General features: G+C 66.8%; 29 protein-coding genes and 1 pseudogene. 17 read left to right on the forward strand and 13 right to left on the reverse strand.

The annotated features are described in order from the left end of the window. Positions 1-143: 143 nt before the first annotated feature. Entirely contained in the window at positions 144-1,445 is a 1,302-nt protein-coding gene (locus tag ACQP1O_RS27680) for an MFS transporter (protein WP_433561367.1), read from the forward strand. A 141-nt stretch (positions 1,446-1,586) separates the two neighbouring features. Here ACQP1O_RS27680 and ACQP1O_RS27685 read toward each other — a convergent pair whose 3' ends face one another. Beyond that, positions 1,587-2,093: a nitroreductase family protein gene (locus tag ACQP1O_RS27685; protein WP_433561368.1), complete on the reverse strand. Its 507-nt coding sequence runs from the start codon at positions 2,091-2,093 to the stop codon at positions 1,587-1,589. 96 nt (positions 2,094-2,189) lie between these two features. Between ACQP1O_RS27685 and ACQP1O_RS27690 the strand changes: the two genes are divergently transcribed. After that, positions 2,190-2,528, forward strand: a complete 339-nt coding sequence (locus ACQP1O_RS27690; RefSeq protein WP_433561369.1) for a hypothetical protein — start codon at positions 2,190-2,192, stop codon at positions 2,526-2,528. A gap of 77 nt (positions 2,529-2,605) precedes the next feature. Continuing rightward, positions 2,606-3,796, forward strand: coding sequence for an AI-2E family transporter (locus tag ACQP1O_RS27695; RefSeq protein WP_433561370.1), 1,191 nt, complete (start codon positions 2,606-2,608; stop codon positions 3,794-3,796). A gap of 5 nt (positions 3,797-3,801) precedes the next feature. Here ACQP1O_RS27695 and ACQP1O_RS27700 read toward each other — a convergent pair whose 3' ends face one another. After that, entirely contained in the window at positions 3,802-4,368 is a 567-nt protein-coding gene (locus ACQP1O_RS27700) for a type 1 glutamine amidotransferase domain-containing protein (protein WP_433561371.1), read from the reverse strand. A 328-nt stretch (positions 4,369-4,696) separates the two neighbouring features. Here ACQP1O_RS27700 and ACQP1O_RS27705 point away from each other — a divergent pair, with 328 nt between their 5' ends. From ACQP1O_RS27705 to ACQP1O_RS27715, 3 genes are all read left to right on the forward strand, one after another. After that, entirely contained in the window at positions 4,697-4,930 is a 234-nt protein-coding gene (locus ACQP1O_RS27705; protein ID WP_433561372.1) for a hypothetical protein, read from the forward strand. Between the two features lie 25 nt (positions 4,931-4,955). Further along, positions 4,956-5,552, forward strand: coding sequence for a transglutaminase-like domain-containing protein (locus ACQP1O_RS27710; protein WP_433561373.1), 597 nt, complete (start codon positions 4,956-4,958; stop codon positions 5,550-5,552). A gap of 107 nt (positions 5,553-5,659) precedes the next feature. Next, positions 5,660-6,166, forward strand: coding sequence for a flavin reductase family protein (locus ACQP1O_RS27715; RefSeq protein ID WP_433561374.1), 507 nt, complete (start codon positions 5,660-5,662; stop codon positions 6,164-6,166). A gap of 180 nt (positions 6,167-6,346) precedes the next feature. Here the strand turns inward: ACQP1O_RS27715 and ACQP1O_RS27720 are convergent, their stop codons facing one another. From ACQP1O_RS27720 to ACQP1O_RS27730, 3 genes are all read right to left on the reverse strand, one after another. Further along, positions 6,347-6,619, reverse strand: coding sequence for a hypothetical protein (locus tag ACQP1O_RS27720; RefSeq protein WP_433561375.1), 273 nt, complete (start codon positions 6,617-6,619; stop codon positions 6,347-6,349). Between the two features lie 278 nt (positions 6,620-6,897). Continuing rightward, positions 6,898-9,204, reverse strand: a complete 2,307-nt coding sequence (locus tag ACQP1O_RS27725; protein ID WP_433561376.1) for a glycoside hydrolase family 65 protein — start codon at positions 9,202-9,204, stop codon at positions 6,898-6,900. Next, positions 9,201-9,971 (reverse strand): beta-phosphoglucomutase family hydrolase, encoded by a 771-nt coding sequence (locus ACQP1O_RS27730; RefSeq protein ID WP_433561377.1) that lies wholly within the window; start codon positions 9,969-9,971, stop codon positions 9,201-9,203. Before ACQP1O_RS27730 ends, ACQP1O_RS27725 begins: the two co-directional genes overlap by 4 nt. Positions 9,972-10,106: 135 nt before the next feature. Here ACQP1O_RS27730 and ACQP1O_RS27735 point away from each other — a divergent pair, with 135 nt between their 5' ends. From ACQP1O_RS27735 to ACQP1O_RS27755, 5 genes are read left to right on the forward strand one after another with little or no spacing between them, the layout of a single operon-like run. Beyond that, entirely contained in the window at positions 10,107-10,397 is a 291-nt protein-coding gene (locus ACQP1O_RS27735) for a hypothetical protein (protein ID WP_433561378.1), read from the forward strand. A 14-nt stretch (positions 10,398-10,411) separates the two neighbouring features. Then, positions 10,412-12,361, forward strand: coding sequence for an aconitate hydratase (locus tag ACQP1O_RS27740; RefSeq protein ID WP_433561379.1), 1,950 nt, complete (start codon positions 10,412-10,414; stop codon positions 12,359-12,361). 23 nt (positions 12,362-12,384) lie between these two features. After that, positions 12,385-12,564 carry a hypothetical protein gene (locus ACQP1O_RS27745; protein WP_433561380.1) on the forward strand — a complete coding sequence of 60 codons (180 nt, stop codon included), beginning with the start codon at positions 12,385-12,387 and terminating at the stop codon, positions 12,562-12,564. A 27-nt stretch (positions 12,565-12,591) separates the two neighbouring features. After that, positions 12,592-13,584 carry a DoxX family membrane protein gene (locus ACQP1O_RS27750; protein ID WP_433561381.1) on the forward strand — a complete coding sequence of 331 codons (993 nt, stop codon included), beginning with the start codon at positions 12,592-12,594 and terminating at the stop codon, positions 13,582-13,584. Between the two features lie 14 nt (positions 13,585-13,598). Next, on the forward strand, positions 13,599-14,030 hold the full coding sequence (locus tag ACQP1O_RS27755) for a hypothetical protein (protein WP_433561382.1): 432 nt from the start codon (positions 13,599-13,601) through the stop codon (positions 14,028-14,030). Between the two features lie 21 nt (positions 14,031-14,051). Here ACQP1O_RS27755 and ACQP1O_RS27760 read toward each other — a convergent pair whose 3' ends face one another. Beyond that, a complete protein-coding gene (locus ACQP1O_RS27760) occupies positions 14,052-14,822 on the reverse strand; it encodes an RNA polymerase sigma factor SigF (RefSeq protein ID WP_433561383.1) in 771 nt (256 codons plus the stop codon). Positions 14,823-14,919: 97 nt separating this feature from the next. Continuing rightward, on the reverse strand, positions 14,920-15,387 hold the full coding sequence (locus tag ACQP1O_RS27765) for a DUF6328 family protein (protein ID WP_433561384.1): 468 nt from the start codon (positions 15,385-15,387) through the stop codon (positions 14,920-14,922). Positions 15,388-15,531: 144 nt separating this feature from the next. Between ACQP1O_RS27765 and ACQP1O_RS27770 the strand changes: the two genes are divergently transcribed. Further along, on the forward strand, positions 15,532-15,687 hold the full coding sequence (locus ACQP1O_RS27770) for a hypothetical protein (RefSeq protein ID WP_433561385.1): 156 nt from the start codon (positions 15,532-15,534) through the stop codon (positions 15,685-15,687). Between the two features lie 242 nt (positions 15,688-15,929). Here the strand turns inward: ACQP1O_RS27770 and ACQP1O_RS27775 are convergent. The 5 genes and pseudogenes from ACQP1O_RS27775 to ACQP1O_RS27795 form a co-directional block, all read right to left on the reverse strand. Further along, positions 15,930-16,103 (reverse strand): annotated as a pseudogene (locus ACQP1O_RS27775) (SulP family inorganic anion transporter); the annotation flags it as partial. Between the two features lie 46 nt (positions 16,104-16,149). Further along, positions 16,150-16,533, reverse strand: a complete 384-nt coding sequence (locus ACQP1O_RS27780) for an anti-sigma factor (protein ID WP_433561386.1) — start codon at positions 16,531-16,533, stop codon at positions 16,150-16,152. Between the two features lie 229 nt (positions 16,534-16,762). Beyond that, complete coding sequence (locus ACQP1O_RS27785) at positions 16,763-17,491, reverse strand: ANTAR domain-containing protein (protein WP_433561387.1); 729 nt, start codon at positions 17,489-17,491, stop codon at positions 16,763-16,765. Next, complete coding sequence (locus ACQP1O_RS27790; RefSeq protein ID WP_433561388.1) at positions 17,488-17,904, reverse strand: CBS domain-containing protein; 417 nt, start codon at positions 17,902-17,904, stop codon at positions 17,488-17,490. The genes ACQP1O_RS27785 and ACQP1O_RS27790 overlap by 4 nt, the downstream gene beginning before the upstream one ends. Positions 17,905-17,979: 75 nt before the next feature. Next, complete coding sequence (locus ACQP1O_RS27795) at positions 17,980-18,165, reverse strand: hypothetical protein (RefSeq protein WP_433567818.1); 186 nt, start codon at positions 18,163-18,165, stop codon at positions 17,980-17,982. A 251-nt stretch (positions 18,166-18,416) separates the two neighbouring features. Here ACQP1O_RS27795 and ACQP1O_RS27800 point away from each other — a divergent pair, with 251 nt between their 5' ends. Beyond that, a complete protein-coding gene (locus tag ACQP1O_RS27800; RefSeq protein WP_433561389.1) occupies positions 18,417-19,544 on the forward strand; it encodes a glutamate--cysteine ligase 2 in 1,128 nt (375 codons plus the stop codon). 309 nt (positions 19,545-19,853) lie between these two features. Here ACQP1O_RS27800 and mbp1 read toward each other — a convergent pair whose 3' ends face one another. After that, the gene (mbp1, locus tag ACQP1O_RS27805) at positions 19,854-20,099 is read right to left on the reverse strand and encodes a microaggregate-binding protein 1 (protein ID WP_433561390.1); all 246 of its coding nucleotides are present in this window, start codon (positions 20,097-20,099) and stop codon (positions 19,854-19,856) included. Positions 20,100-20,248: 149 nt separating this feature from the next. Here mbp1 and ACQP1O_RS27810 point away from each other — a divergent pair, with 149 nt between their 5' ends. Genes ACQP1O_RS27810 through ACQP1O_RS27825 form a run of 4 tightly spaced genes read left to right on the forward strand, consistent with a single transcriptional unit; the run spans position 20,249 to position 22,207 of the window. After that, positions 20,249-20,572 (forward strand): hypothetical protein, encoded by a 324-nt coding sequence (locus ACQP1O_RS27810; RefSeq protein WP_433561391.1) that lies wholly within the window; start codon positions 20,249-20,251, stop codon positions 20,570-20,572. A 53-nt stretch (positions 20,573-20,625) separates the two neighbouring features. Further along, entirely contained in the window at positions 20,626-21,186 is a 561-nt protein-coding gene (locus ACQP1O_RS27815; protein WP_433561392.1) for a hypothetical protein, read from the forward strand. After that, positions 21,183-21,467 (forward strand): BON domain-containing protein, encoded by a 285-nt coding sequence (locus ACQP1O_RS27820; RefSeq protein ID WP_433561393.1) that lies wholly within the window; start codon positions 21,183-21,185, stop codon positions 21,465-21,467. Before ACQP1O_RS27815 ends, ACQP1O_RS27820 begins: the two co-directional genes overlap by 4 nt. Further along, the gene (locus ACQP1O_RS27825) at positions 21,458-22,207 is read left to right on the forward strand and encodes a metallophosphoesterase family protein (protein WP_433561394.1); all 750 of its coding nucleotides are present in this window, start codon (positions 21,458-21,460) and stop codon (positions 22,205-22,207) included. The genes ACQP1O_RS27820 and ACQP1O_RS27825 overlap by 10 nt, the downstream gene beginning before the upstream one ends. Positions 22,208-22,212 lie beyond the last annotated feature (5 nt).

Consider the following 22,212-nt stretch of genomic DNA (forward strand, 5'->3'; position numbering starts at 1 on the left):
GCGCACACGCTTGCATATACCCCCTAGGGGTATTAACTTCTCCCATGTCGAACCACCCACCCACCGAGGAGCCACGAGATGTGCGAATGCGACTGTCCCCGCCCCCGCGACCCGCCCCAGCCCGTCTCCAGGAAGTGATTCCGATGCGTTCCGCGCCCATGCTCACCTCGCTCCTCCGCAACCGCGCCTACCTGCGACTGTTCACCGCCCAGGTCTCCGGCCTCTTCGGTACCGGATTGACCACCGTCGCACTGGGATTGCTCGCCTACGACCTCGCCGGCGGTGATGCCGCCGCGGTCCTCGGCACCGCGCTCACCATCAAGATGCTCGTCTACGTCACAGTCGCGCCGATCGTGGCCGCATATGCAGATCGCTTTCCCCGCCGGGCCTTCCTGACGGCCCTGCACCTCACGCGCGCCGCCGTCGTCCTCGCACTGCCGTTCATCGACCAGATCTGGCAGATCTACGTGCTCATCGCGGTCCTCCAAACCGCTTCCGCCGCATACACACCCACCTATCAGGCGGTCATCCCCGACATCCTGCCCGATGAGCGGGAATACACCCGGGCGCTCTCGGCCGCGCAGCTGGCCGCCACCATGGAGACCCTGCTCAGCCCGATGCTCGCCGCCGCCGCGCTGACGGTGATGAGCTTCCACTGGCTGTTCGTCGGCACCGCAATCGGATTCGCCGTCTCGGCCGCACTGGTCATCGCGACCAGGATCCCGAACGTGACGGCCACCAGCGGAGACTCGTTCCGGGACCGGATCACGGCGGGCCTGCGAATCTTCGCCGCGACGCCGCGTCTGCGCGGGCTGCTCGGCCTGAACCTGGTGGTGGCCGCCGCGGGCTCGATCATCATGGTCAACACGGTCAACTATGTCCGCGACACCCTCGGCGGCACTCAGACCGGCGTGGCAATGCTGCTGGCGGCCAATGGATTCGGCACCATGCTCGTGGCCCTGTCACTCCCCCGGGTGCTCGACCGCATCGGCGCTCGCCCGGTCATGCTCACGGGCGCGGCCATCCTGCTGGCCGGTCTCGGCGCGGCCATCGCCCTGTCGCTGGCCGGCTCGGGTGACTGGCGGTGGGGCGCGGCCATCGCGGTGTGGGCGACGGTCGGCGCGGGTACCGCCGCGATCCTGACCCCGACCGGCCAGGTGCTGCGCAGCTCCTCGCAACCCGCCGACCGCCCCGCCGTCTTCGCCGCCCAGTTCTCGCTCTCGCACCTGGCCTGGCTACTCACCTACCCGGTCACCGGATGGCTCACCACCACGACCGGATTCACCACCACCTGGGTGACGCTGGCGGTGTTCGCCACCGTGGGAATCACGGTCGCCCTGCGGATGTGGCCGCGCCACCACCCGGAGCAGGTAATTCGACTGCACACCGAGCCTCGCCCTCAGGCCACCGCGGACCAGCGGCCCGAACTCGCCGCCGCAGCCTGACCATCCCGATCGCCGCTGACCATCCCGATCGCCGCGCCGCCCTGCTTCCGGGCGGCGCGGCTCCATGTCGTGGGACACCGAAACCCGCGAACCGCCATGGAGCGGTGATCAATTCGAACCGTTCGCCGCATGCGTCGACCACTACATCCAGGTCAGCAGCTCACCGACCGGGAGCCTGCCATTCGGAATCGCATTCGGCGCACCGGCCGGCAGCGGATGCGGGTACCCGAGCGCGATGGCGTGCCGCGGCAGCCAACCCGGCGCGAGCTGAAGCAATTCGGCTGCGCGAGAAACATTCTCGGCGGGATACAACGTGGTCGGGCAACTGCCGAGCCCCTGTTCGGCGGCGGCCAGACACAGTGACTGGGTCAGCCGGCCCATATCGAACTCGGTGTCGGCGAAGCCGTTGTCCTGCGAGGCCAGGACCAGTACCAGGGGCGCCGCGGCGAGATGGACGGCATAGCCGCCGAGCCGGGACAGCTCACCCCGCGCCGCCGAATCGGTGACGGCGACGAAGCGCCAGGGCTGCCGATTGCGCGCGGAGCCGGTCCACCGGGCCGTGTCGACAATGCGTTCGACCACGGGGACCGATACGGGATCCGCCCGGAAGTGTCGCACCGCCCGCAGTCCCCGTATCGCTTCATCCACTCGGCAACCCTATCGGCCCGAGTGGTGCGCGGAGATTGCCGACCCGATGTCCGGGTACCCGCCGAACATCGGCACCTGCACCGAAGAGGAGGCATCATGCCCGATCGACAACAAGATGCAGCACAGCCCGACAACACCGGGCAGCACGGCGACGGTACCGAGCAGTTCCCGGACCACGCCAGGACCACCCGATCACACGCGGGTGAGTCCGTGGTGGACGCGCGAAACTGGCCCGGTCTCATCCTGTTCGCGTTCGGAATCGTCGCACTCGTGGCCGCGTTGGCCGCGGCCGGTTACGGGTTCACGGGGCGGGCGGTACTGGCCGGGGTGGTCTGCGTCGTGTGGCTGGCCGCGGGCGCATCGCTGGTGATCGGCGAACATGCGCGGGTCAAGCACGGCGAAGGTCGAAAGCTGGGCGATCCCGGCGGCCACTGAGCGGAAACGGGACTCACATCGGGGCATCGCTGACGGGCGAGGGCCAGCGCCCGCTTTCCCTACCGGATAGAGAATCGATGAACGACGAAACAGCGCACGATCATTGGGTAGCGCAGCCACATTCCGACAGTGAACCGGCGCCGATTTCGGAAGCCGAGGAGCGTGCTGCCGAGCTGTCCAGCGATCAGCATCCGCTGGGCAGGCCCGGACGCAGGTTCGACCGGCACTCGCCGTTCATGGTGGGACTGATGGCCTCCGCAGGTGTGCTGGTCACCGTAGGGACCGTGCGTGTCGTGCTCGCGGCGCATCAGGCGCTGCTGCTCGTGGCCGCGGCGATGTTCCTCGCCATCGGCATGGAGCCGGCGGTCTCGTGGCTGGTGCGTCACCATGTCCGCCGTGGTTTCGCTGTCACGCTGGTGTTCCTGATCGTGCTCGGCGGCCTGACCGGATTTCTCTGGGCAGCGATCACACCGTTGATCGGCCAGGGTCAAGGCCTGATCCACCATGCACCCGACGCGCTGCATCATCTGGAGGACCGTTACCCGCTGGTCCGGGAGGCGACCGCCCGCTTCCACCTCGACCAGTGGCTGCAGCAGGCAACCGGCACCGACTTCGGCAAGGTGTCGCAGGGACTGGTCGGAGCGGGCAGGGTGGTCTTCGGCTGGGTCACCGCCACGATTCTGGTCGCGGTGCTCACCGCGTATTTCTCGGCGAACTTCCCGGCCTTGCGCGCAAACCTCTATCGGCTGTTCCCGCGGGAACGCCGACCCCGTGCGATCCTCATCGGGGACGCAATCTTCGCCAAGGTCGGCGGTTACGTACTGGGCAATCTGCTGATCTCGCTGATCACCGGAATCCTCACCTTCATCTGGCTGGCCGCCTTCGGGGTCCCGTTCCCCCTGGTGCTGGCCGTGCTGGTCGCGGTGCTCGACCTCATCCCGCTGATCGGCTCCACACTGGCGGGTATCGCCATAGCGCTTGTCGCGCTGACGGTTTCACTGCCGGTCTGCCTGGCGACCGTCGTCTTCTTCATCGCCCTGCGCTGGCTCGAGGACTATCTGCTCGTACCCCGCATCATCGGCCGCACGGTGCAGGTCCCCGCCGTGCTCACGGTCGTCGCCGTCCTTGTCGGCGGCTCGATCCTCGGCGTGCTGGGCGCGCTGCTCGCCATCCCCACCGCCGCGAGCCTGCTCCTGCTGGTCCGGGAACTGCTCTACCCCAGGCTGGACCGACCCCAGGCCTCCGGGGCGGCCGATCACGCCCCATGAGCCGGTCAGGACGTGCGGACGCTCAACTCCGCGGCGATGGCTTCGACGAAATCGGGTAGATCGCCGGGATTGCGTGAGGTGATGAGTGTCCAGCCCTCGGTGTCGCTGCGGACGACGGGCTCGTCCACCCAGTTCGCCCCGGCGTTGATCAGATCGGTGCGCAGGGACCGATACGACGTCAGCGTCTTACCGGTCACCACTTCGGATTCGACCAGCAGCCACGGACCGTGGCATATCGCCGCGATCGGGCGACCGGCTGCGACCACGGATCGGACGAGTTCCCTTGCCCTGGCATTGATTCGGAGTTTGTCGGCATTCACCGTGCCGCCCGGAATGACGAACATGTCGAACGCGCCCGGATCCACATCGGCGATGGCAGCGTCCGGCCGCAGCGTTTCGGACGGAATGAGGTCGTGCCGGTAGGTGTGCACATCGATCGCCTCTGCCGCCGCATGGGTCACGTGTGCGCCACGGGCACGCAGTTGATCTCTGGGTACCGCGAGCTCATCGCGCTCCACACCGGTATTGGCAGTAATTATCAGGACACGGACACCTTCGAGTTCTGCTGACACCAGCGTTCTCCTGTCGTCTCGTCCGGCCCGTTCGACCGAGCCGATATTCGTGACAACGGCTGCCCCGCAACACCCCGACTCAGCTGTCGCGATGCGCTCGCCCACCTCGTCGTTGAGGTACCGTCGCCTCTGGCGGTGCGTCTCGTACGGACCGCGACTGCCGCCCTGGAAGTGCACTGCCAGACCATCCGGTCTGGACATTTTTCGCAGTACCCCGCACCACCGGCATCAATCCACATTCGGACCCTGCGTGCGGACCGCGTAACCAGGCTGACAATGGGCAAAGCCGCTAGCGCCCGGTCAATCCACCATCGTTCAGGAGGCTGGCATGGTCGACGAAGGTGTCTATCGAGTGCGGTTCTGCGAGTCGTGCACCGCGGCCGCCGAGGAGGCCACGAAATTCCACGACCTCCTCAGAGCCCTGGGTGGGATGGTGGTCTACGGCGCATATCCCGGCCCGCTCGTGATCGGTATCGCCGCGGATGCCGCCGAGCACGTCGCGTCCTTCCCCTTCGTCGAATCCGTGGTGTCGGTGACCGACAACTCGGCGGTGAGTGGGTAGCCGGTCGGCGCACTAGGGTGTACCGGTGTCCTTCACACCCGTGTCGATGCCGAGCCCCTCGGCCTATCTCGCCGGCGACCCGATCATCGAGATCGATCACCCCGAGGTCCGGGCACTCGCCTGCGAGATCCGAACGCAGTCCGACAGCGATATCGACTGCGCCCGAAGGGCATTCGAGTGGGTTCGAGATGAGGTCGCGCACTCCTACGACGCGCGGGACTCCCGGGTCACCCTGCGGGCCTCGGAAGTGCTCGATCAGCGTGTCGGCCTCTGCTACGCGAAGTCCCACCTGCTCGCCGCGATCCTGCGCGGACAGGGCATCCCTACCGCGCTGTGCTACCAGCGGCTCACCCACGGCGACAGGCACGTCGTGCACGGCCTCGTGGCGGTTCATCTGGACGGCGCCTGGCATCGTCAGGACCCGCGCGGGAACCGTGCGGACATCGCCGCCGAATTCTCGCTCGGCACAGAACGACTCGCCTTCCCGGTCGACCCGCAGCTGGGCGAGATCGACTACCCGCACCTGCACCGCACACCGGCAGACGTCGTCGTCGATGCCCTGCGGCAGGCGACCGACATACTCGCCGTGTACGACGCCGGATTGCCGTCGCAACTCACCTGAATCGACGTCGTTTCCACTCACGCGACATACAAACCAACTGGTCTGTGTAGGCTGAAGCCCGGCTCCTGGACCACTGTCCCGACCGGCCCGAAACGGGGAGGTGCGGCGTGTCACGCGAGGTCGACGATTCGAACGACGCGTTCGATCTCACCGTCGCGGCCTCCGACGCACCGGTGTGGATCGTCACCACCCGTGTCGACGGACACCGCGCCGGGTGTCTCGTGGGGTTCTCCACGCAGGCCAGCATCGAGCCGCGACGATTCCTCGTCTGCCTGTCGAAACGGAACCACACCTATCATGTGGCAGCCCGGGCAGAGCACCTGGCGGTCCACCTGTTGTCGGACGAGTCCCTCGCACTGGCGCACCTCTTCGGCTCCGAGACCGGACTCGAGCTCGACAAGTTCGAACACTGCGACTGGCAGGAAGGTCCGCACACGCTGCCGATCCTGACGGCCACGGCCGGCTGGTTCGTCGGCGAGATCCTCGACCATACCGATTTCGGCGACCACGTCGGCTTCCTGCTCGCCCCCACGGCGGCCCGAGCACCCACGCCCGACACTCCCCCGCTCCGCTACGGCGCGGTCGCCGGCCTCATCCCAGGCAACCAGCCATGAGGCCAGGGTTACATGGCCATGTTCGGGAACATCATGTTCCACATCTGTCGGATCATGTCCATCATCTGTGGCCACATCAAGATCATCACCTCCTGACCATGGCGAGGTCCTCCGCCTACCCGATACGCACGGGCGTCGAAGGATTGCGGGACGATCGCGCGGCCCGAGTACACCGGCGGTTCACCGCTCGGCCCGGTGCTCCGGCGCGATCGGGATGTCCGAACCCTGCAGCCGGGTGGCCAGCAGTTGTTTGCCCAGCTCGCCGCCCGTGCGGCTCTCGGTCTGGGCGCGCCGGAAGAAGTCGGCCAGTTCGGTGTCGGCGTCACGTTCGGCGTCGGCGATGAAGGTGTCCAGCCGTAGTGCGTTGTGCAGCGACGCCTCGACGAACCAGATCAGGTTGTAGTCCTTGTCGCGGGTACCGGTGATGATGCCGGTTTCGCTTGTCTTGCCCATGGCGTTGGCTTCCTTCCGCCGAGTGTTCGTTTCGTCTCCCCGCTTGCCGCTTACCCTCGCCCTCGCCGGGTAAGCGGACGGTATGGAACTTGTACATCTCGATCTCCGTGCCGGACCGCACGCTGTTCCGGTTCCGCCGATACCGCCGCCGGAACCGATCCCGCCGGTGGAGCCGGGGCAGCCTATTCCGGAACCCGCGCCGCCTGTGCCCTTCCCTCCACCCGGACCACCCATTCCGCCGCCGCCGGATCCGATTCCGGAGCCGGGGCCATCGGAACCTATTCCGCAGCTGCGCCCGCGGCTGCCGTCGGGTTGGGCAGGTCCACCGCGCTGTCGGTCAGGGTGATGCGCCGGCCGTGGTGGGTCAGGGTGACGCTGTCGCCGGATTCGAGTCGGTAGGTGGTCGATTCGGCGGTGATGTCGACGGATATCCGGCTGCCGCGCCACAGGATTCGGAAGCACAGCCGGTGCAGCTGCTCCGGGAGGCGCGGGGCGAAGCCGAGGTCGCCGTCGTGGTCGCGCATGCCGCCGAAGCCGCCCACGCAACTGATCCAGGTGCCTGCGACCGAGGCGATGTGGATGCCCGCCGCGACGTCGTGGTGCAGGTCGTGCAGGTCGGTGAGCGCGGCCTCACGGAAATAGTCGTAGGCGAGCCTGAGCTGACCGATCTCGGCGGCGAGGACGGCCTGGGTGCACGCCGACAGTGAGGAATCGCGGACGGTCAGCGGGTCGTAGTACTCGAAGTTGCGGATCTTCTGATCTCGGCTGAAGGCATTGGGGCACAGGTACATTGCCAGCACGAGGTCGGCCTGTTTGACCACCTGCTGGCGATACAGATCGAAATACGGGTAGTGCAACAGCAGTGGATAGTTCTCCGGCGGGGTGGCGGCGAAATCCCATGGGGCGTACCGGGTGAAGCCTTCGGACTGCTCGTGCACCCCGAGCTTCTCGTTGTAGGGCAGGTACATGGAGTCGGCACAGTGACGCCAGCGGGCGAGTTCCGTGGGCTCCACACCGAGTCGTTCGGCCAGATCGGGCCGCCGCGTACAGGATTCGGCGGCCTCGCGCAGATTCCGGGCCGCCATCAGGTTGGTGTAGACGTTGTTGTCGGCCAGGGCGGAGTACTCGTCGGGGCCGGTCACACCGTCGATGCGGAAGTCTCCGGCCGAGTCCTCGTGGCCCAGGCTCACCCACAGCCGCGCCGTCTCGACCAGCAGCTCGACACCGCACTCGGTCTCGAACTGCTCGTCACTTGTCGCGGCCAGGTAGCGGGCGGTCGCGTCGGCGATATCGGCATTCACGTGGACGGCCGCGGTGGCGGTGGGCCAGTACCCGGACGCCTCCTCACCGTTGATCGACCGCCATGGGAACATCGCCCCGGCCTGCCCCAGCTCCCGCGCCCGCTGCCGCGCCTGCCCGAGGGTCGAATGCCGCCAGCGCAGCGCGTCACCCGCCGCCATCGGCATGGTGTACGTGAGCACCGGCAGCACATAGGTTTCGGTGTCCCAGAATGCGTGGCCGTCGTATCCGGGACCGGTGAGGCCCTTCGCGGGAATCGCCCGCGCCTCACCGCGCGCACCCGCCTGCAGCACATGGAACAGCGCGAATCGCACCGCCTGCTGCAGTTCGAGGCTGCCGTCCAGTTCGATGTCGGCCTGCGCCCAGAAGTCGTCGAGGTAGGCGCGCTGACGGTCGAGCAGCTGGTCCCAGCCGATCTGCAGCCCGGCCGCGAGCGCGGCCTCCACCTGTGCCCGCAGCGCGGACGCCGAGCGCCGCTTCGACCATCCGTAGGCCAGAAACTTGGTGAGGCACAGGCGATCCCCCGCGGGCACGTCCGCGGCGATCGTCACCCGGGCGAGGTCGTCCTCGGCATGTACATCGCAGCGGGTGGCCACCGCGATATCGAACTCGTGGTCCATCGCGGCCGCCATGCGCAGCTGCGACCGCCGGGTGTGATGGACCAGCACCGCGGAGAGGTCGCGCGCCACGGCGCACTCCCCCACGAGCGGGTGATCGAGCGCCGCGGCCAATCGGGGATCGTCCGGTATCGCCGGAATCGGTTCATTGGCGAGCAGATCCGACTGCACGACCACCTCGAGATCACCATCGAGTGGTTCGACCTCGTAGCGGATCGCCGCCACCGCCCGCTCGGTGAACGACACCAGGCGCTCCGAGCGAATCCGCACGCGGCGGCCGGTCGGCGACGTCCACACGGTGGAGCGGCGCAGGGTGCCGGACCGGAAGTCCAGGACGCGCTCGTGCTCGACCGTATTGCCGTAGCGCAGATCCATCGGCTCGTCCTCGACGAGCAATCGAATGATCTTGCCGTCGGTCACATTGACGACCGTCTGGCCCTCCGCCGGATAGCCGTATCCGGCTTCGGCGTACGGCATCTTCCGGGATTCGTAGAAGCCGTTGAGGTAGGTGCCCGGTTTGCCGATCGGTTCGCCCTCGTCGAGGGTGCCGCGCAGGCCGATGTGCCCGTTGGACAGCGCGAAGATCGACTCGGTGCGCTGCAACGCATCGAGATCGAGCCCGCACCAACGCAACTCCCAGGGCGCTACCTCGAATCTCGCATCGCTCATGAGGACTCCAGCAAGTCGGCCAGGTCGTGGACGACGACGTCTGCTCCGGCCCGGTACAGCTGATCGGTATGGTCCGGGTCGCCGGTGCGGTCGACGCCGACGACGAATCCGAACGCGCCCGCGCGGCCGGCCTGTACTCCGGCGACCGCGTCCTCGAACACCGCCGCGCGCCCGGGATCGACGCCCAGGGCGTCCGCGCCCGCCAGGAATCCATCGGGCGCGGGCTTGCCGGGCAGCTCACGCTCCGCGAACGTCTCCCCGTCGATGCGGATCTCGGCATAGCGATCGAGACCGGTGGCGGCCAGCACCGCCCCGGCGTTCGCCGACGAGGATACGATGCCGATCCGTAGTCCGGCCTGCTGCACAGCGGTAAGATAGTTCACCGACCCGGGGAAGGCGTGCACGCCTTCTCGTTCGATCAGCGTGTGTACGAGCTCGTTCTTCTTCGCACCGATCCCATGCACGGTCTGCGCGTCGGGACCGTCTTCGTCGGAGCCCTCGCACAGCTCGATGTCCCGCGACTTCAGGAATTCGCGCACCCCGTCCAACCGGGGTCTCCCATCCACATACAGTTCGTAATCCCGCTCGGAGAAGGGCTGGAATCCAGCACCGCGGCACTGGTGCAGAAAGTCGTCGAAAGCGCTCTTCCACGCCTGCTCGTGCACCCTGGCGGAGTCGGTCAGCACGCCGTCCATATCGAACAGCACAGCCCTGATCGCACCCGGCAGCCCCAGGCCGGTCCCGGTGTCCCGGTCGTCGTGGTCCATACCGGTGCCCTACCCGCGACAACCCCGGACAAACGCGATTCCCCCGGCGCGAGATGTTTCGCGGTGATTCTTCCGGTTACTCGACCGATTGCCGGCAGTCCGGCCGGCGCTCACGACAGCGGAAAGGCAAAAACCATGCTGATGCTCACCCCCACTGCCGTCGAGGCAGTCCGCGATATCACCTCCGGAGACGGCGCGCCGCAGGACGCCGGACTGCGGATCTCCACCCCCGATGACGCCCAGAGCTTCCACCTGGCCGTCGCCGCCGCGCCGTCGCAGGACGACGAGGTGCTGACCGCCGAGGGAGCCCGCGTCTTCATGGACCGCAAGGCCGCCGAGTTCTTCGACGACAAGATTCTCGACGCCGGCCTGGACGCGAAGGGCAATGCCACCTTCGTGGTCGGACCGCAGGCCGCCACCTCCTAGACCCGTCCGCGACCATGTCGGCGAATCTGGCTCGGAAACTGATCGAGTCGCACCTGGTGTCGGGTGCGATGACGCCGGGTGCGGAGATCGCGATCAGGATCGACCAGACGCTGACCCAGGACGCCACCGGCACCTTGGTGATGCAGGAACTCGAGGCCTTGAACCTCGAGCGGGCACGCACCGAGGTCAGCGTTCAGTACGTCGACCACAATCTGCTGCAGACCGATGAGAAGAACGCCGAGGACCACGAGTATCTCCGCACGGCCGCCCAGCACTTCGGCCTGTGGTTCTCCAAGGCGGGCAACGGTGTATCGCACCCGACGCACATGCAGCGGTTCGGTGTACCGGGCAAGACTCTCGCGGGTTCGGATTCGCACACTCCGGCGGCCGGTGCGCTGGGCATGCTGGCCATCGGAGTGGGCGGATTGGAAGTGGCGCTGGCGATTTCGGGCCGGCCGCTGCACCTGAGGATGCCCGAGGTGTGGGGTGTCCGGCTGGAAGGCGAACTGCCGCAGTGGTGTTCGGCCAAGGACGTCATTCTCGAGATGCTGCGCCGCCACGGCGTGAGCGGCGGGATCAACCGCATCATCGAGTATCACGGCCCGGGCCTGTCGAGTCTGTCGGCGATGGATCGCCATGTGATCGCGAACATGGGCGCCGAACTCGGGGCCACCACAACGGTATTCCCGAGCGACGCGGCCGTGCAGGCCTTCCTCCGCGAGGAGGGACGCGAGAACGACTGGGTCGAGCTGGCCGCGGATGCCGACGCCGGATACGACCTCGAGGACTCGATCGACCTGTCCACCCTCGAGCCCCTCATCGCGAAGCCGTCCTCCCCCGGCAACGTGGTGCCGGTGCGCGAGGTCGCGGGCACCGATATCGCGCAGGCGGTGATCGGCTCCAGCGCCAATCCCGGTCTGCGCGATTTCGCGATCGTGGCGGCCATGGTGGCCGGCCGGCAGACCGTGCCACAGGTCAGTTTCGACGTGAACCCCACCTCGCGGGAGATCCTCACCGATCTGACCTCGATGGGGGCCGTCACCGACCTGGTGGCCGCCGGGGCCCGCATCCATCAGGCCGGATGCCTGGGCTGCATCGGCATGGGCCAGGCGCCGGCCGTGGGTCGCAACTCACTGCGCACCATGCCGCGCAACTTCCCCGGCCGCTCGGGCACCAAGGAGGACTCGGTCTGGCTGTGCTCGCCGGAAACCGCCGCGGCGTCTGCACTCACCGGCGTGATCACCGATCCGCGGGAGTGGGCGCGCACCGTCCGCATGGACTATCCGAAGCTCGACCTGCCCGCACGCGCCGCGATCAACACCATGATGCTGGTCGCCCCACTGGATCCGGAGCAGGCCCGGCAGGTGCGGCCGGTGAAAGGGCCCAATATCTCCAGCCTGCCGGCCCTGGCCCCGCTGCCCGAACGGATCGAGGCGCCGGTGCTGCTGAAGGTCGGCGACAATATCTCGACGGACGAGATCTCCCCCGCCGGAGCGCGGGCCCTGCCCTTCCGGTCCAACATCCCCAAGCTGGCGAGGTTCACCTTCACCCAGATCGACGAGACCTATCCGGAACGGGCACAACGGGTTTCCGAATCCGGCCATCTGATCGTCGGCGGCGAGAACTACGGTCAGGGCTCCTCCCGCGAGCACGCCGCGATCACCCCTCGCTACCTCGGGCTGCGAGCGGTAATCGCCAAATCCTTCGCTCGCATCCACTGGCAGAACCTGGCCAACTTCGGAGTCCTGGCACTCGAATTCGTCGATCCCGCCGACTACGACGGCATCGACCGGGACGACTTCCTGCGCATCGACGATCCGGGCGAGATCGCGCACAGGACGACATTGCAGGTGCTCGACATGAGCAAGGAAACCACTTTCACCGTCCGGCATCGCCTTTCGCCGCGACAGGTGCAGGACATCCTGGCCGGCGGCCTGATACCGCGCCTGGCGCAACGCGCATGACCGACGCGGAAGGGAGGTGTTCCGTGGCCGCCGCCAGCGGCGCCGTCCTCGTCATGACGCCGGGCATCTGCACCTACTTCGGCTGCCGCCCGCTCGGTCCCGTGGGCTGGGCGATCGCCGGCGGCGCGGCCGGTATCGCGGCCGCGATCGGCGCGTTTGACGGCGGGTGCGCCGGGAACAGCGACAACGTCAAGCCCACGTAAGACAAGCCCTTCGGAAAGGAGTCCACCATGCTGCGGCGAATTGCCCACCCCATGCTGGCGACGGTCTTTGTCGTCGACGGAATCGACACACTCACCAATCCGGATCCCCGGGTCAAGACCGCGACCGCCGCGGTGCAGAAGGGCGAGCAGAAGCTCCCGCCGCAGCTGGCGAAGTACCTGCCCGACGATCCGGGGCTCGTGGTCCGGATCAATGCGGCGGTCCGTATCGGCGGCGGTGTCCTGCTGGCACTCGGGAAGCTGCCGCGGCTGTCCACCGCGGTGCTCGCCGCGACCGTGGTCCCCGCGGCGCTGTCCGAGCCGGGATACTGGACCGAGGAGGACCCGGAGCGACGCGCGGCGAAACGCACTGCGCTGCTGAAGGATATGAGCCTGCTGGGCGGCCTGCTCATCGCCTCCACCGATCGGCAGGGCAAGCCCTCGCTCGGCTGGCGCGGCCGTCGCGCCCTCGACAAGCTCCACTCCGAAACCGGCCCGGCCCACGATCGCGTCGCCCAGCTCACCGATGCCGCGAAGGAGCACGGACCGGAACTGGCCGCGACGCTACGGGAGCAGGGCGAACGCCTCGCCGACTCCGCCCGCGAGCATGGTCCCGAACTCGTTGCGGCAGTGCGTGATCGGGGCGAACGCCTCGTCGACGCCGCACAGCATCGCGGCGAACAGCTCGCGGAAACCACCCGCGATGTCGGCGCCCAGTGGGGCAGGACCGCCTCCGATCGCGGCGGCCAACTTCTCGAGGCGGCGCGTGAGCGCGGTGGCCATCTCGCCGAGAGCGCACGAGAGCACGGCGGCCACCTCGCCGAGAGCGCACGAGAGCACGGCGGGCCGCTCGCGGAGACCGTACGGGAGCATGGGGCACAGTTCGCCGAGACAGCGCGGGAGCAGGGTGCACAGCTGGCCACGACCGCGCGGAGGCGCGGCGGGCGGCTCGCACGGGCCGCGCGAGAACGCGGCGAGCGGGCGGCGGACGCGGCTCGCGACGCCGCCGGCCGGACACGATGACGGGAGTCGACACCATGACGTCTCAGCACGTCGTATCCCGAACAGCCCGAACGGGTTTGTGGCTGTGCGCGGCGGCGACGGCGGTCGCCGCCGCCGCCGGCTGCGCGAACAGCACCGCACCGGGCGTTCCGGGAACCGGTGCGCCGCAGCCCTCCGGGCAGTCGTCCGGCGGGCCCACCATCACCGCGGATGCCGCGAAGCAGCTCTGCGACATGATCCGGTCCGAGGTCGACAGGTGGCGCGCCGACGGCCCCGCCGAGGCACGGCTGAAATTCAATGCCACCGTTCAGGATTGGGCGCTGCGCAACAACGGCGTGAATATCGCCGTGATGCGCAATCGCTCGGTCATCGACCAGACCACCATCGCCACCTGCCCGGACGTCCACGACGCGGCCGCGCAGGCGATCCAATTCCCTGATCTGGCCTCGGGATTGGTCGGCTTCTGAGAGATCGGCTTCCGAGAGATCTCAGTTCGCGAGGGATTCGGCGCGGAGCTGCCCGAGGGTCTTGGTCAGAATGCGCGATACCTGCATCTGCGAGACGCCGAGGCGGGCAGCTATCTGGTTCTGGGTCATCGACTCGAAGAATCGCATCACCAGGACCCGGCGCTCCCGATCCGGCAGCGCGGCGATGAGCGGACGGACCGCGAGGAGCTGGTCCACGTGTTCGTAGCCGGTCTCTTCGGCCCCCAGGGCGTCCAGCATCGCCAGCGGAGTGTTCTCGCCGTCGTCCGGGCAGGCCGCTTCCAACGAGGCGCTCTGGTAGGCGTTGGACGCCAGCATCGCCTGTGTCAGCTCTTCCGGATCGACCTCCAGCTCGGCGGCCAGTTCGCGAGCCTTCGGCATCCGGCCCAGGCGTTGCGCCAAGGCCTCGATGGCGGTGCCGAGCCGGATCTGGGTCTCCTTGATTCGCCGCGGCACCCGCACGGACCAGGTGCTGTCACGGAAGTAGCGGCGGACCTCACCCATGATGGTCGGGACCGCGAAGGACAGGAAGCGGGACCCGCGATACACGTCGAAACGATCGATGGATTGGATCAGCCCGAGCCGTGCGACCTGGAGCAGGTCTTCGAATGCTTCGCCGCGACCGGAAAACTTGCGTGCGATGTGATCGGCCAGCGGCAGGCAGCGATCTATCGCTTCCTCTCGCAAGGCATTTCGCTCGGGAGCATCGGTTTCGACGGCTACGGCCAGTTGTTTGAGCAGCGGTTCGATATCGTCGTAGCTGTCACCCGTCATCGGAATCACCCCATATTCGGCTGAACTGCATGAAGAAGGGGTACCCAGTCCACGCATCATTGAACGCCTTCTTCGCATTCGGCCGCAAATTGCCAGGTCAGGCGCTTTTGCCACGGTGCTGATGCCAGGGATGCATCACCCATATCGCCACGAACAGCGATCCGAAAACAATTCCTGCCACGATCCCTGCCCAGGTCCCGCCGACGGTCCCGAAAATAAGCACGGCCACCCCGGTGAGTGCAATACCGAACAGTCCCAGCCCCACGATGGCGTAACGGTGAGCGGCATTCACGACATTCTCGATCCGGTGTCGCCGGAACAGCATCCGATGCGCGGCGACCGGAGCCACCAGGCAGATGGTGGCACCGATCGAAGCGGCGACGATCACCAGATACAGCACACGCAGTGGCTCGGACAGCGTTACGAACCGAGTCTGGAACGGGATTGTCAGCAGGAATCCGGTCAGCAACTGCACGCCCGTCTGCACCACGCGCAACTCCTGCATCAGGCTGTTCCAGTTCCGATCCAGCTGCTCGGTAGCGGTTTCGTTCCTTCCGCTTCTCATTGGATCCGATTACCCGCGACCACCGAGGCCAAGCGCTGCGGCAGCAGATATTTCGCCGGTCAGCAAAATATAGGCAATCCGAGTTTGAGCGCTCGTGCGCCGGGAACAGCATGAATGTATCAATCACCCCACAAAGGAATAATCATGATCATCCTGGGCCTTATCCTGCTGATCGTGGGAATTGTTTTCGGCATCTCGATCCTGACGACCATCGGCGTCATCCTGATGCTCGTCGGTGCAGCGGCCTGGCTACTCGGCATGGTCGGCCGTCCGATCGGCGGACGCTCCCATTACTGGTGATGCATCGTTCGCCGCGGGACACGTCGTGTACCGGACGAACACCTGCGGCCGGCGATCGCACCCATCAGCGCAACACGCGACCCCCTGACCTATGCGATTGCAGGTCAGGGGATACCGCTCGATTCGATCTCGCCACTCGGTTCACGCCGTCGACGGTCCCGGTTTCTCGCGGCGACAGGCGTTGACCGCCGTCGGCAGCGTCGGGTAGAGGCAGTTCGGTCCGATCCGGTCGATCAACCCGGCGCCCACAACCCGGCAACAGCCGGCAGTCCCGCCACCGTGGCATACGCCATGACCTCAGGCGCCAGATACGCGGCAACGGTGATTTCCGCCAGCACGTCCGGCCGAACCCAATCCCGCCGGTATTCCCGGAACTGCCTCAGCCCCGGCGTTATTCGCGTCGGCCCAAAGTTCATGGCACCCGGCCACCCCGCGCTGCACAGCTACTCGCCGAACTGGCTGTCACCAGTCATCGGTCTCATTCCGTGATCGACTGAATCGCACGACTACGGGGTATCCGGCCAGGGCCACATTGAATGCCGACGTCGTAGTCTGTATCGAATCGGTCAGTGTTCCGAGTGCCTTCCGGGCGAATCCATCTTCGTCCAGTGGGGTGTCGGTCTCGCACACAGTGGTCACCCGAATTCGGATTCTCCGTGCGTCATAGCGGAATTCGCACTCGATCACGGCACCGTGCACAGCGGAGACCATCAGCTCGCTCGCGACTTCGTCGAGGGCGACGCCGACATCGGTCATCACATCGATGGTGAAATCCGCTGTCGACATGATGTTTTCGGTCACGGCGCGCAGCAGCCACAGGTAGGACACCTCGGCGGGAACGCGCAATCCGACCGTCCCCGGATCGGATGGTCGCGCCGACTCGAAGTACGGTACGAATCTTTCGGTATCAGGGTCAGCGATAATGCTGGCGGCCACAGTATCGGGCACCCGACCGCCGTTTCCACCCTTGTTCCGAGGTGAGCACATTTGCGTCCACCATTCACTGGTGCCGCTTCCGATCACGGCTGTTCACTACTCCGCATACCCGTTCCGCGAGGCGGAAAACACCGTGGAATCAATATCCTTCGACGAATGGCGTGGATCGAACACGTTCATGGACCGTCAGCAGCAGATGGTCGAACCTCGTCCGGAGCCGGGCACTCGAATCGGCGATCGACGGCAGATCCGCGACCAGCTGGGTCGCGAGCAGGCGCAATTTTGTGTTGGTTTCCTGAGACCGCCAGATCAGAATGCGAAACGCCTGATCCGGACTGACGCCGTAGACGAGCATGAGCGCGCCCTTGGCCTGCTCGACCACCGCGCGCGCGGCGTACAACTCCGGCAGCCGATGGTCGAGAGTCTCCTGGCTGTGCTCGGCGAGCGTCTCGGTCATGTCCATGTAGTACCCGGCAGTTCCGACTACCCGGCCTTCTCCGTCGAGCATTTGATCACCGACAACCAGGACGTCGTGCACGTCCCCGGCGGTGTCGATGATGCGGTGGCGACTGCAGAACGGCTCCGCGTTCTCGACCGAACGGGCAATGGTGCCGGCGACCTTTTCTCGGTCTTCCGAATGCTTGTGCGCGAGAAGCAGTTCCGTGGTCGGCTGCACGCTTCCAGGTGGATAGCCGTGCATCTTCGCCACCTCGGCGGACCACTCCCACCGCTGATCATCGAACCAGAAGCGGAACCCACCGACGAGGCACGGGCCTTGCACACCCATCACCGATTCGAACGCCCGGGTGCCCTCGGGTGAGATACCGCCACCCTCTGCCACACCGCGATCATCCGCCCGCCCGGTCATTCTTGGGAGATCGCTTCCACGACTTCACCGGAATCCCGGTGGCTGAGTGTTCGCGCGATGTCGGCCTGGGCAATGATGCCGACCAGGTGGTCATTTTCGACCACCGGGAGCCGCCGCACCTGGTGCTGAGCCATCAGCTTCATGACGGTGGACACGTCGTCATCGGCCTCGGCGACGACGAGCGGTCCGTCGACCAACTCCCCCGTCTTCACCTCGAGCGGATTCTGGCGCTGCGCCACCACGTTCACAGCGATATCCCGGTCGGTCAGAATGCCGTGCAACCGGGAGTCCTCGCCGACGATCGGCAGGGCGCCGACGTGCAGCTCCGCCATCATGCGTGCGGCGTCGACCACCGTGTCGGTCGACCGGACACAGCGGCAGTCCGGCGTCATTATTTCGCGCGCGGTAGTCATCGGCTGTCTCCTCGATTTCTCGCGGATCAGCTCCGGCGTGCCTCATTTGCCGCCACACCGGCCTGATGGGGTTGCTCATTGACTAGGCTGCGGCACATTGACATGGCAAGTGTCGATTTTCGGGTTCACGCCGAAGTAGTTCAGCGGGCCCGCGATGATGGTGACCGCGATTGTTCCGGCGCTTGCGCAGTTGGATGGCGCGCTGTCGTAATAGTGCCGTTGACCCGCGGCCACGGCACCGATGATCAGCCACGCAAGCACCAGTACCGTGAGGAGGCTGCCCGCACTCGTGCGTCGTCCCCCGCGCCACAGCGGGCGGTCGTTCGCGTATGTTCTCACTTCGCATCTCCTTGTTCGACTGCCGCACAGCCGGCGTAGGTTCCAGATTCGGGCAGCCGCGATATATTTCCTACTCTCTCGAGGACCGGATACCCCGCCGAGTACAGGCCTAACGCGGCCGTTCCACGGTGTTCCGGACAATCAACACGGGACCCGCGAGTAACCTCATGGCAATGGACGCGGCACTGTCGACCGTCGGCGTTGAGGAAGAATTCCTGCTTGCGGACCCTGTGACGGGTGCGCCCGCCGCGAACAACGCCGAGGTGGCACGAACCGCCGCCGAGAGCGGGATCGACCTGAAGCTGGAACTCACCCGATGCCAGGTGGAGACCAATACTCGCGTGCACTCCAGCACTGCCGAGTTGATGCAGGAATTGCGCGGGTTACGTCTCGGTGTGACATCCTGCGCCGAGCAGAACGGCGCTCGCCTGCTCGCAGTGGCCATTCCGCCGACCGTGCCGCACCAGTTCCCGTTCACCGACACACCCCGCTATCGGCGCATCGAGCAACATTTCGGCCTGCTCGCCCACGAGCAGGGGCTCTGCGGCTGCCATGTTCACGTCGCGATTCCAGATCGAGAAACTGCCCTCCAGGTCAGCAACTACATACGCCCCTGGTTGCCACTGTTCCTGGCACTGACCGCGAATTCCGCGATCTACCGCAGCGTCGACAGCGGGTTCGCCAGCTGGCGAAACATCCTGTGGCAACGCTGGCCCAGCGCCGGACCGCCACCCTATTTCGCGTCGACGGAGGATTACGACGCCCTGGTCGCCATGATGATTTCGAGCGGCAGCATTCTCGACGAGACGATGGTGTATTGGGACGTCCGTCCGTCCTTGAACTATCCGACCGTCGAGATCCGGGTCAGCGACATCCCCGCCACGGTCGAGGAGACCGCCCTGCTCGCCACCCTGGTGCGAGCCACGGTGATGACCGCGCGAATGTCATTGGAGCAAGGGATCATCGCACCCCCGGTCCGGCATGAAATGCTGCGCGCGGCGTACTGGAAGGCCGCGCGTACCGGTATCGACGGCAACGGTGTCCACCCCGTGAACGGCAGTGTCATGCCGGTTCGCGCGCTACTCTCCGAACTCGTCGATCACGTCGGGGCGGCACTCGAGGAGTTGGGGGACCGCGACTTCGTCACGAGAACGATCCAGACCGTTCTCACCCGCGGCAACGGCGCGCGTCGCCAACTCGAGGCCTTCCGCATGCGCCGAGACGTCGGCGACGTCGTCACCGAGTTGGCGAATGCCACCTTGGAGGGCTGCCACCGGCACCCCGCCGACCTGCCCTCCTGAAAAGGATCGTATCGCCGGACCTCGCGCCAACACCCCGAAGTCCCCTGGCCTTTCCGTTGCAGGCCAGAGGATTCCGATACGGGTACCGCGAGAAGAAGCGCCAGGCGGTGCTGCTCTGCCGACGCCATTCGCGGACGGCGTCACGGATCCGGTCGAACACCGCCAGGGGCGGGCCGATCAGCAGAGTCGCGGCCAGGCCGACAACGACCTCCGGACGGGGCGGGTCAGGGCGAGGACCCCGGCGAAACGCACCACGGTCGCGAACTCAACTCGCTCGGCGTGGGACGCGTTGCGATCGGCCACGACCGATCACCGATTCTGCTGCGCCCGCTGCCGCGCTTCCTGGGCGTCGGCCCGGGCACGATCCGCCTCGGCCTGCGCCTCCCGCTTCGCGGCGTCGCGCTGGGCTCGAGCCTTGTCCTGCTGAGCGCGGCCCTCCTCACGCAGCCCCTCGTCGCCGAAGACCTTGCCGGCAGCCTGTTCGGCCGCGCCCTTGACGCCCTCGACCACGCCTTCGACGCCTTCCCGGGCTCCGCTCTTCTCGTGCTCGGACATGCGATGAACCTCCGAATGTCGGACTGCAGGGACATCCGGGACCTATCCGAGGGTTTCGGGACCGAAACAGGCTGTCGGCCATCTTGTTTCGAGACCGGCAGACCGGGCAATCGACGAGCAGGGGTAACCCGACCGAGAAGGTGTTCTCGATGACCCGATACGCACTCCGCACCACGGCCGCCGCGGCCGCGGTCTTGCTCGTTCCCGTCCTCGGGGCCTGCGAGCAGGCGAAAGAGGCCGTAAACAAGGGCGGCAACACCCCGTGCAGCGAATTCATGGCGCAGGATCGGAGCAAGCAGCGAATCACCGTCCGCAAATACCTCGAGAAGGACACGAAGGTGACGCCGACAGCGAATCCGGACACCGTCGACGCATCCATCGCGGCCATCACACTCATGTGCCAGGCCCAACGGAACCCGGACACCCCGATCCGGGACGCGGACCTGACCGGCATTCTCGTGCCGAAGAAGTAGCGGTCGCGGCACCCGCAGTGATTGATCGGGGCCGCAGCGGGTATCGCGCCACTATGGCCACCTCCCTCGACAAACTGCTGCACGCGCTGACCAGGGCGGTGAACACGCTCGCGCAGACCGATATCCGATTCGCGGTGGCCGGCGGGTGCGCGGTGTACGCCCGCGGCGGTCCGGCATCCGAACACGATGTGGACCTGCTCATCAAGGCCGCCGATGTCTCCCGGGCCCGCAGCGCCCTGGTCGCGGGAGGCTTGCGCGTTGCCGACGCCCCTGAGGACTGGCTCACCAAGGCCTATGACCGGGACGTCCTCATCGACCTGATCTACCGCCCCAACGATCGCGAGGTCACCGACGAGATGCTGGATCGCGCCGAGGTCATGCGCGTCGGGTCCACGGTGGCGCCGGTCATCAGCGGAACCGATCTGATGATCGACAAGATGCTGGTGTTCGACGCGCACCGGCTGGATCTGGCGCCGCTGCTCCGGATCGCCCGGGACCTGCGCGAGCAGGTCGACTGGACCGAGGTGCGTGTACAGACCCGGCACTCGCCCTACGCCCGTGCATTCTTCGGCCTGCTGGCCGACCTCGACGTGATCGGAGCAGTGCCGTCATGACCGACTTCCCGCAATACGACACGGCGCACGTACATCGAGCGCTCGCCGAGGATCCCCGGACCTCCGAACTCGGCGTCCAGGTGCGGCTCCACGACGGCACCGTGGTGCTGACCGGCACGGTGACCACCGAGGAACGCCGGCGGCAGGTGGAACTCGTCGTACGCGAACAACTTCCCGAATCCCGAATCCGCAACGAGGTCCGTGTGACCTCGCCGGAGACACCCGGGACCATCGAAACGCTCGGATTCGGCCCCGGAAAGGACAGTGGCACATGCGAATAGCGGCCGTAGGCGATGTACACGTGGGCACCGATTCGCAGGGCCTGTATCGGCACGCACTCGAGGACCTGCACCGGCACGCGGATGTCCTGCTCCTCGCCGGGGACCTGACGAAGTGCGGCACCGTGGCCGAGGCCGAGGTGGTCGCACGCGAGTTCTCCGGGCTGGGCATCCCGGTGGCGGCGGTGCTCGGCAATCACGATCATCACGGGGATGCCGCGGAAGAGGTCGCCGCCGTCCTCACGGATGCCGGAATCGTGGTGCTCGAGGGCACGGGCGTCGCATTCAGCATCGACGGGACAGTGCTCGGCGTAGCCGGTACGAAAGGCTTCGGCGGCGGCTTCGCGGGCCGGTGCGCGAGCGTCTTCGGCGAACCCCTGATGCGGGAATTCGCCTCGCACACCGTTGATCTCGCCAACGCACTGCACGCCGCGCTGAGTGCGCTCGACACCGATATCCGCATCGCCCTGACCCACTACTCGCCCATCGAGGCCACCCTCGCCGGCGAGCCCCGCGAGATCTATCCCTTCCTCGGTTCCTACCTGCTCGGTGAGGCCATGGACACGGCCGGCGCCGACCTCGCCCTGCACGGCCACGCCCACGCGGGCACCGAGCACGGCGAGACGCCCGGTGGGATACCGGTCCGCAATGTGGCCCAGCCCGTGCTGGGCACCGCGTACGCGGTCTACGAGCTCCATCCGGCCCCGCCCGTGCCCGTCACCCGTTCCAGCGCATCCGGCTGACCCAG

The organism is Nocardia sp. CA-151230 (assembly GCF_050942175.1).
In the GTDB taxonomy this organism is placed as follows: Bacteria; Actinomycetota; Actinomycetes; order Mycobacteriales; family Mycobacteriaceae; genus Nocardia.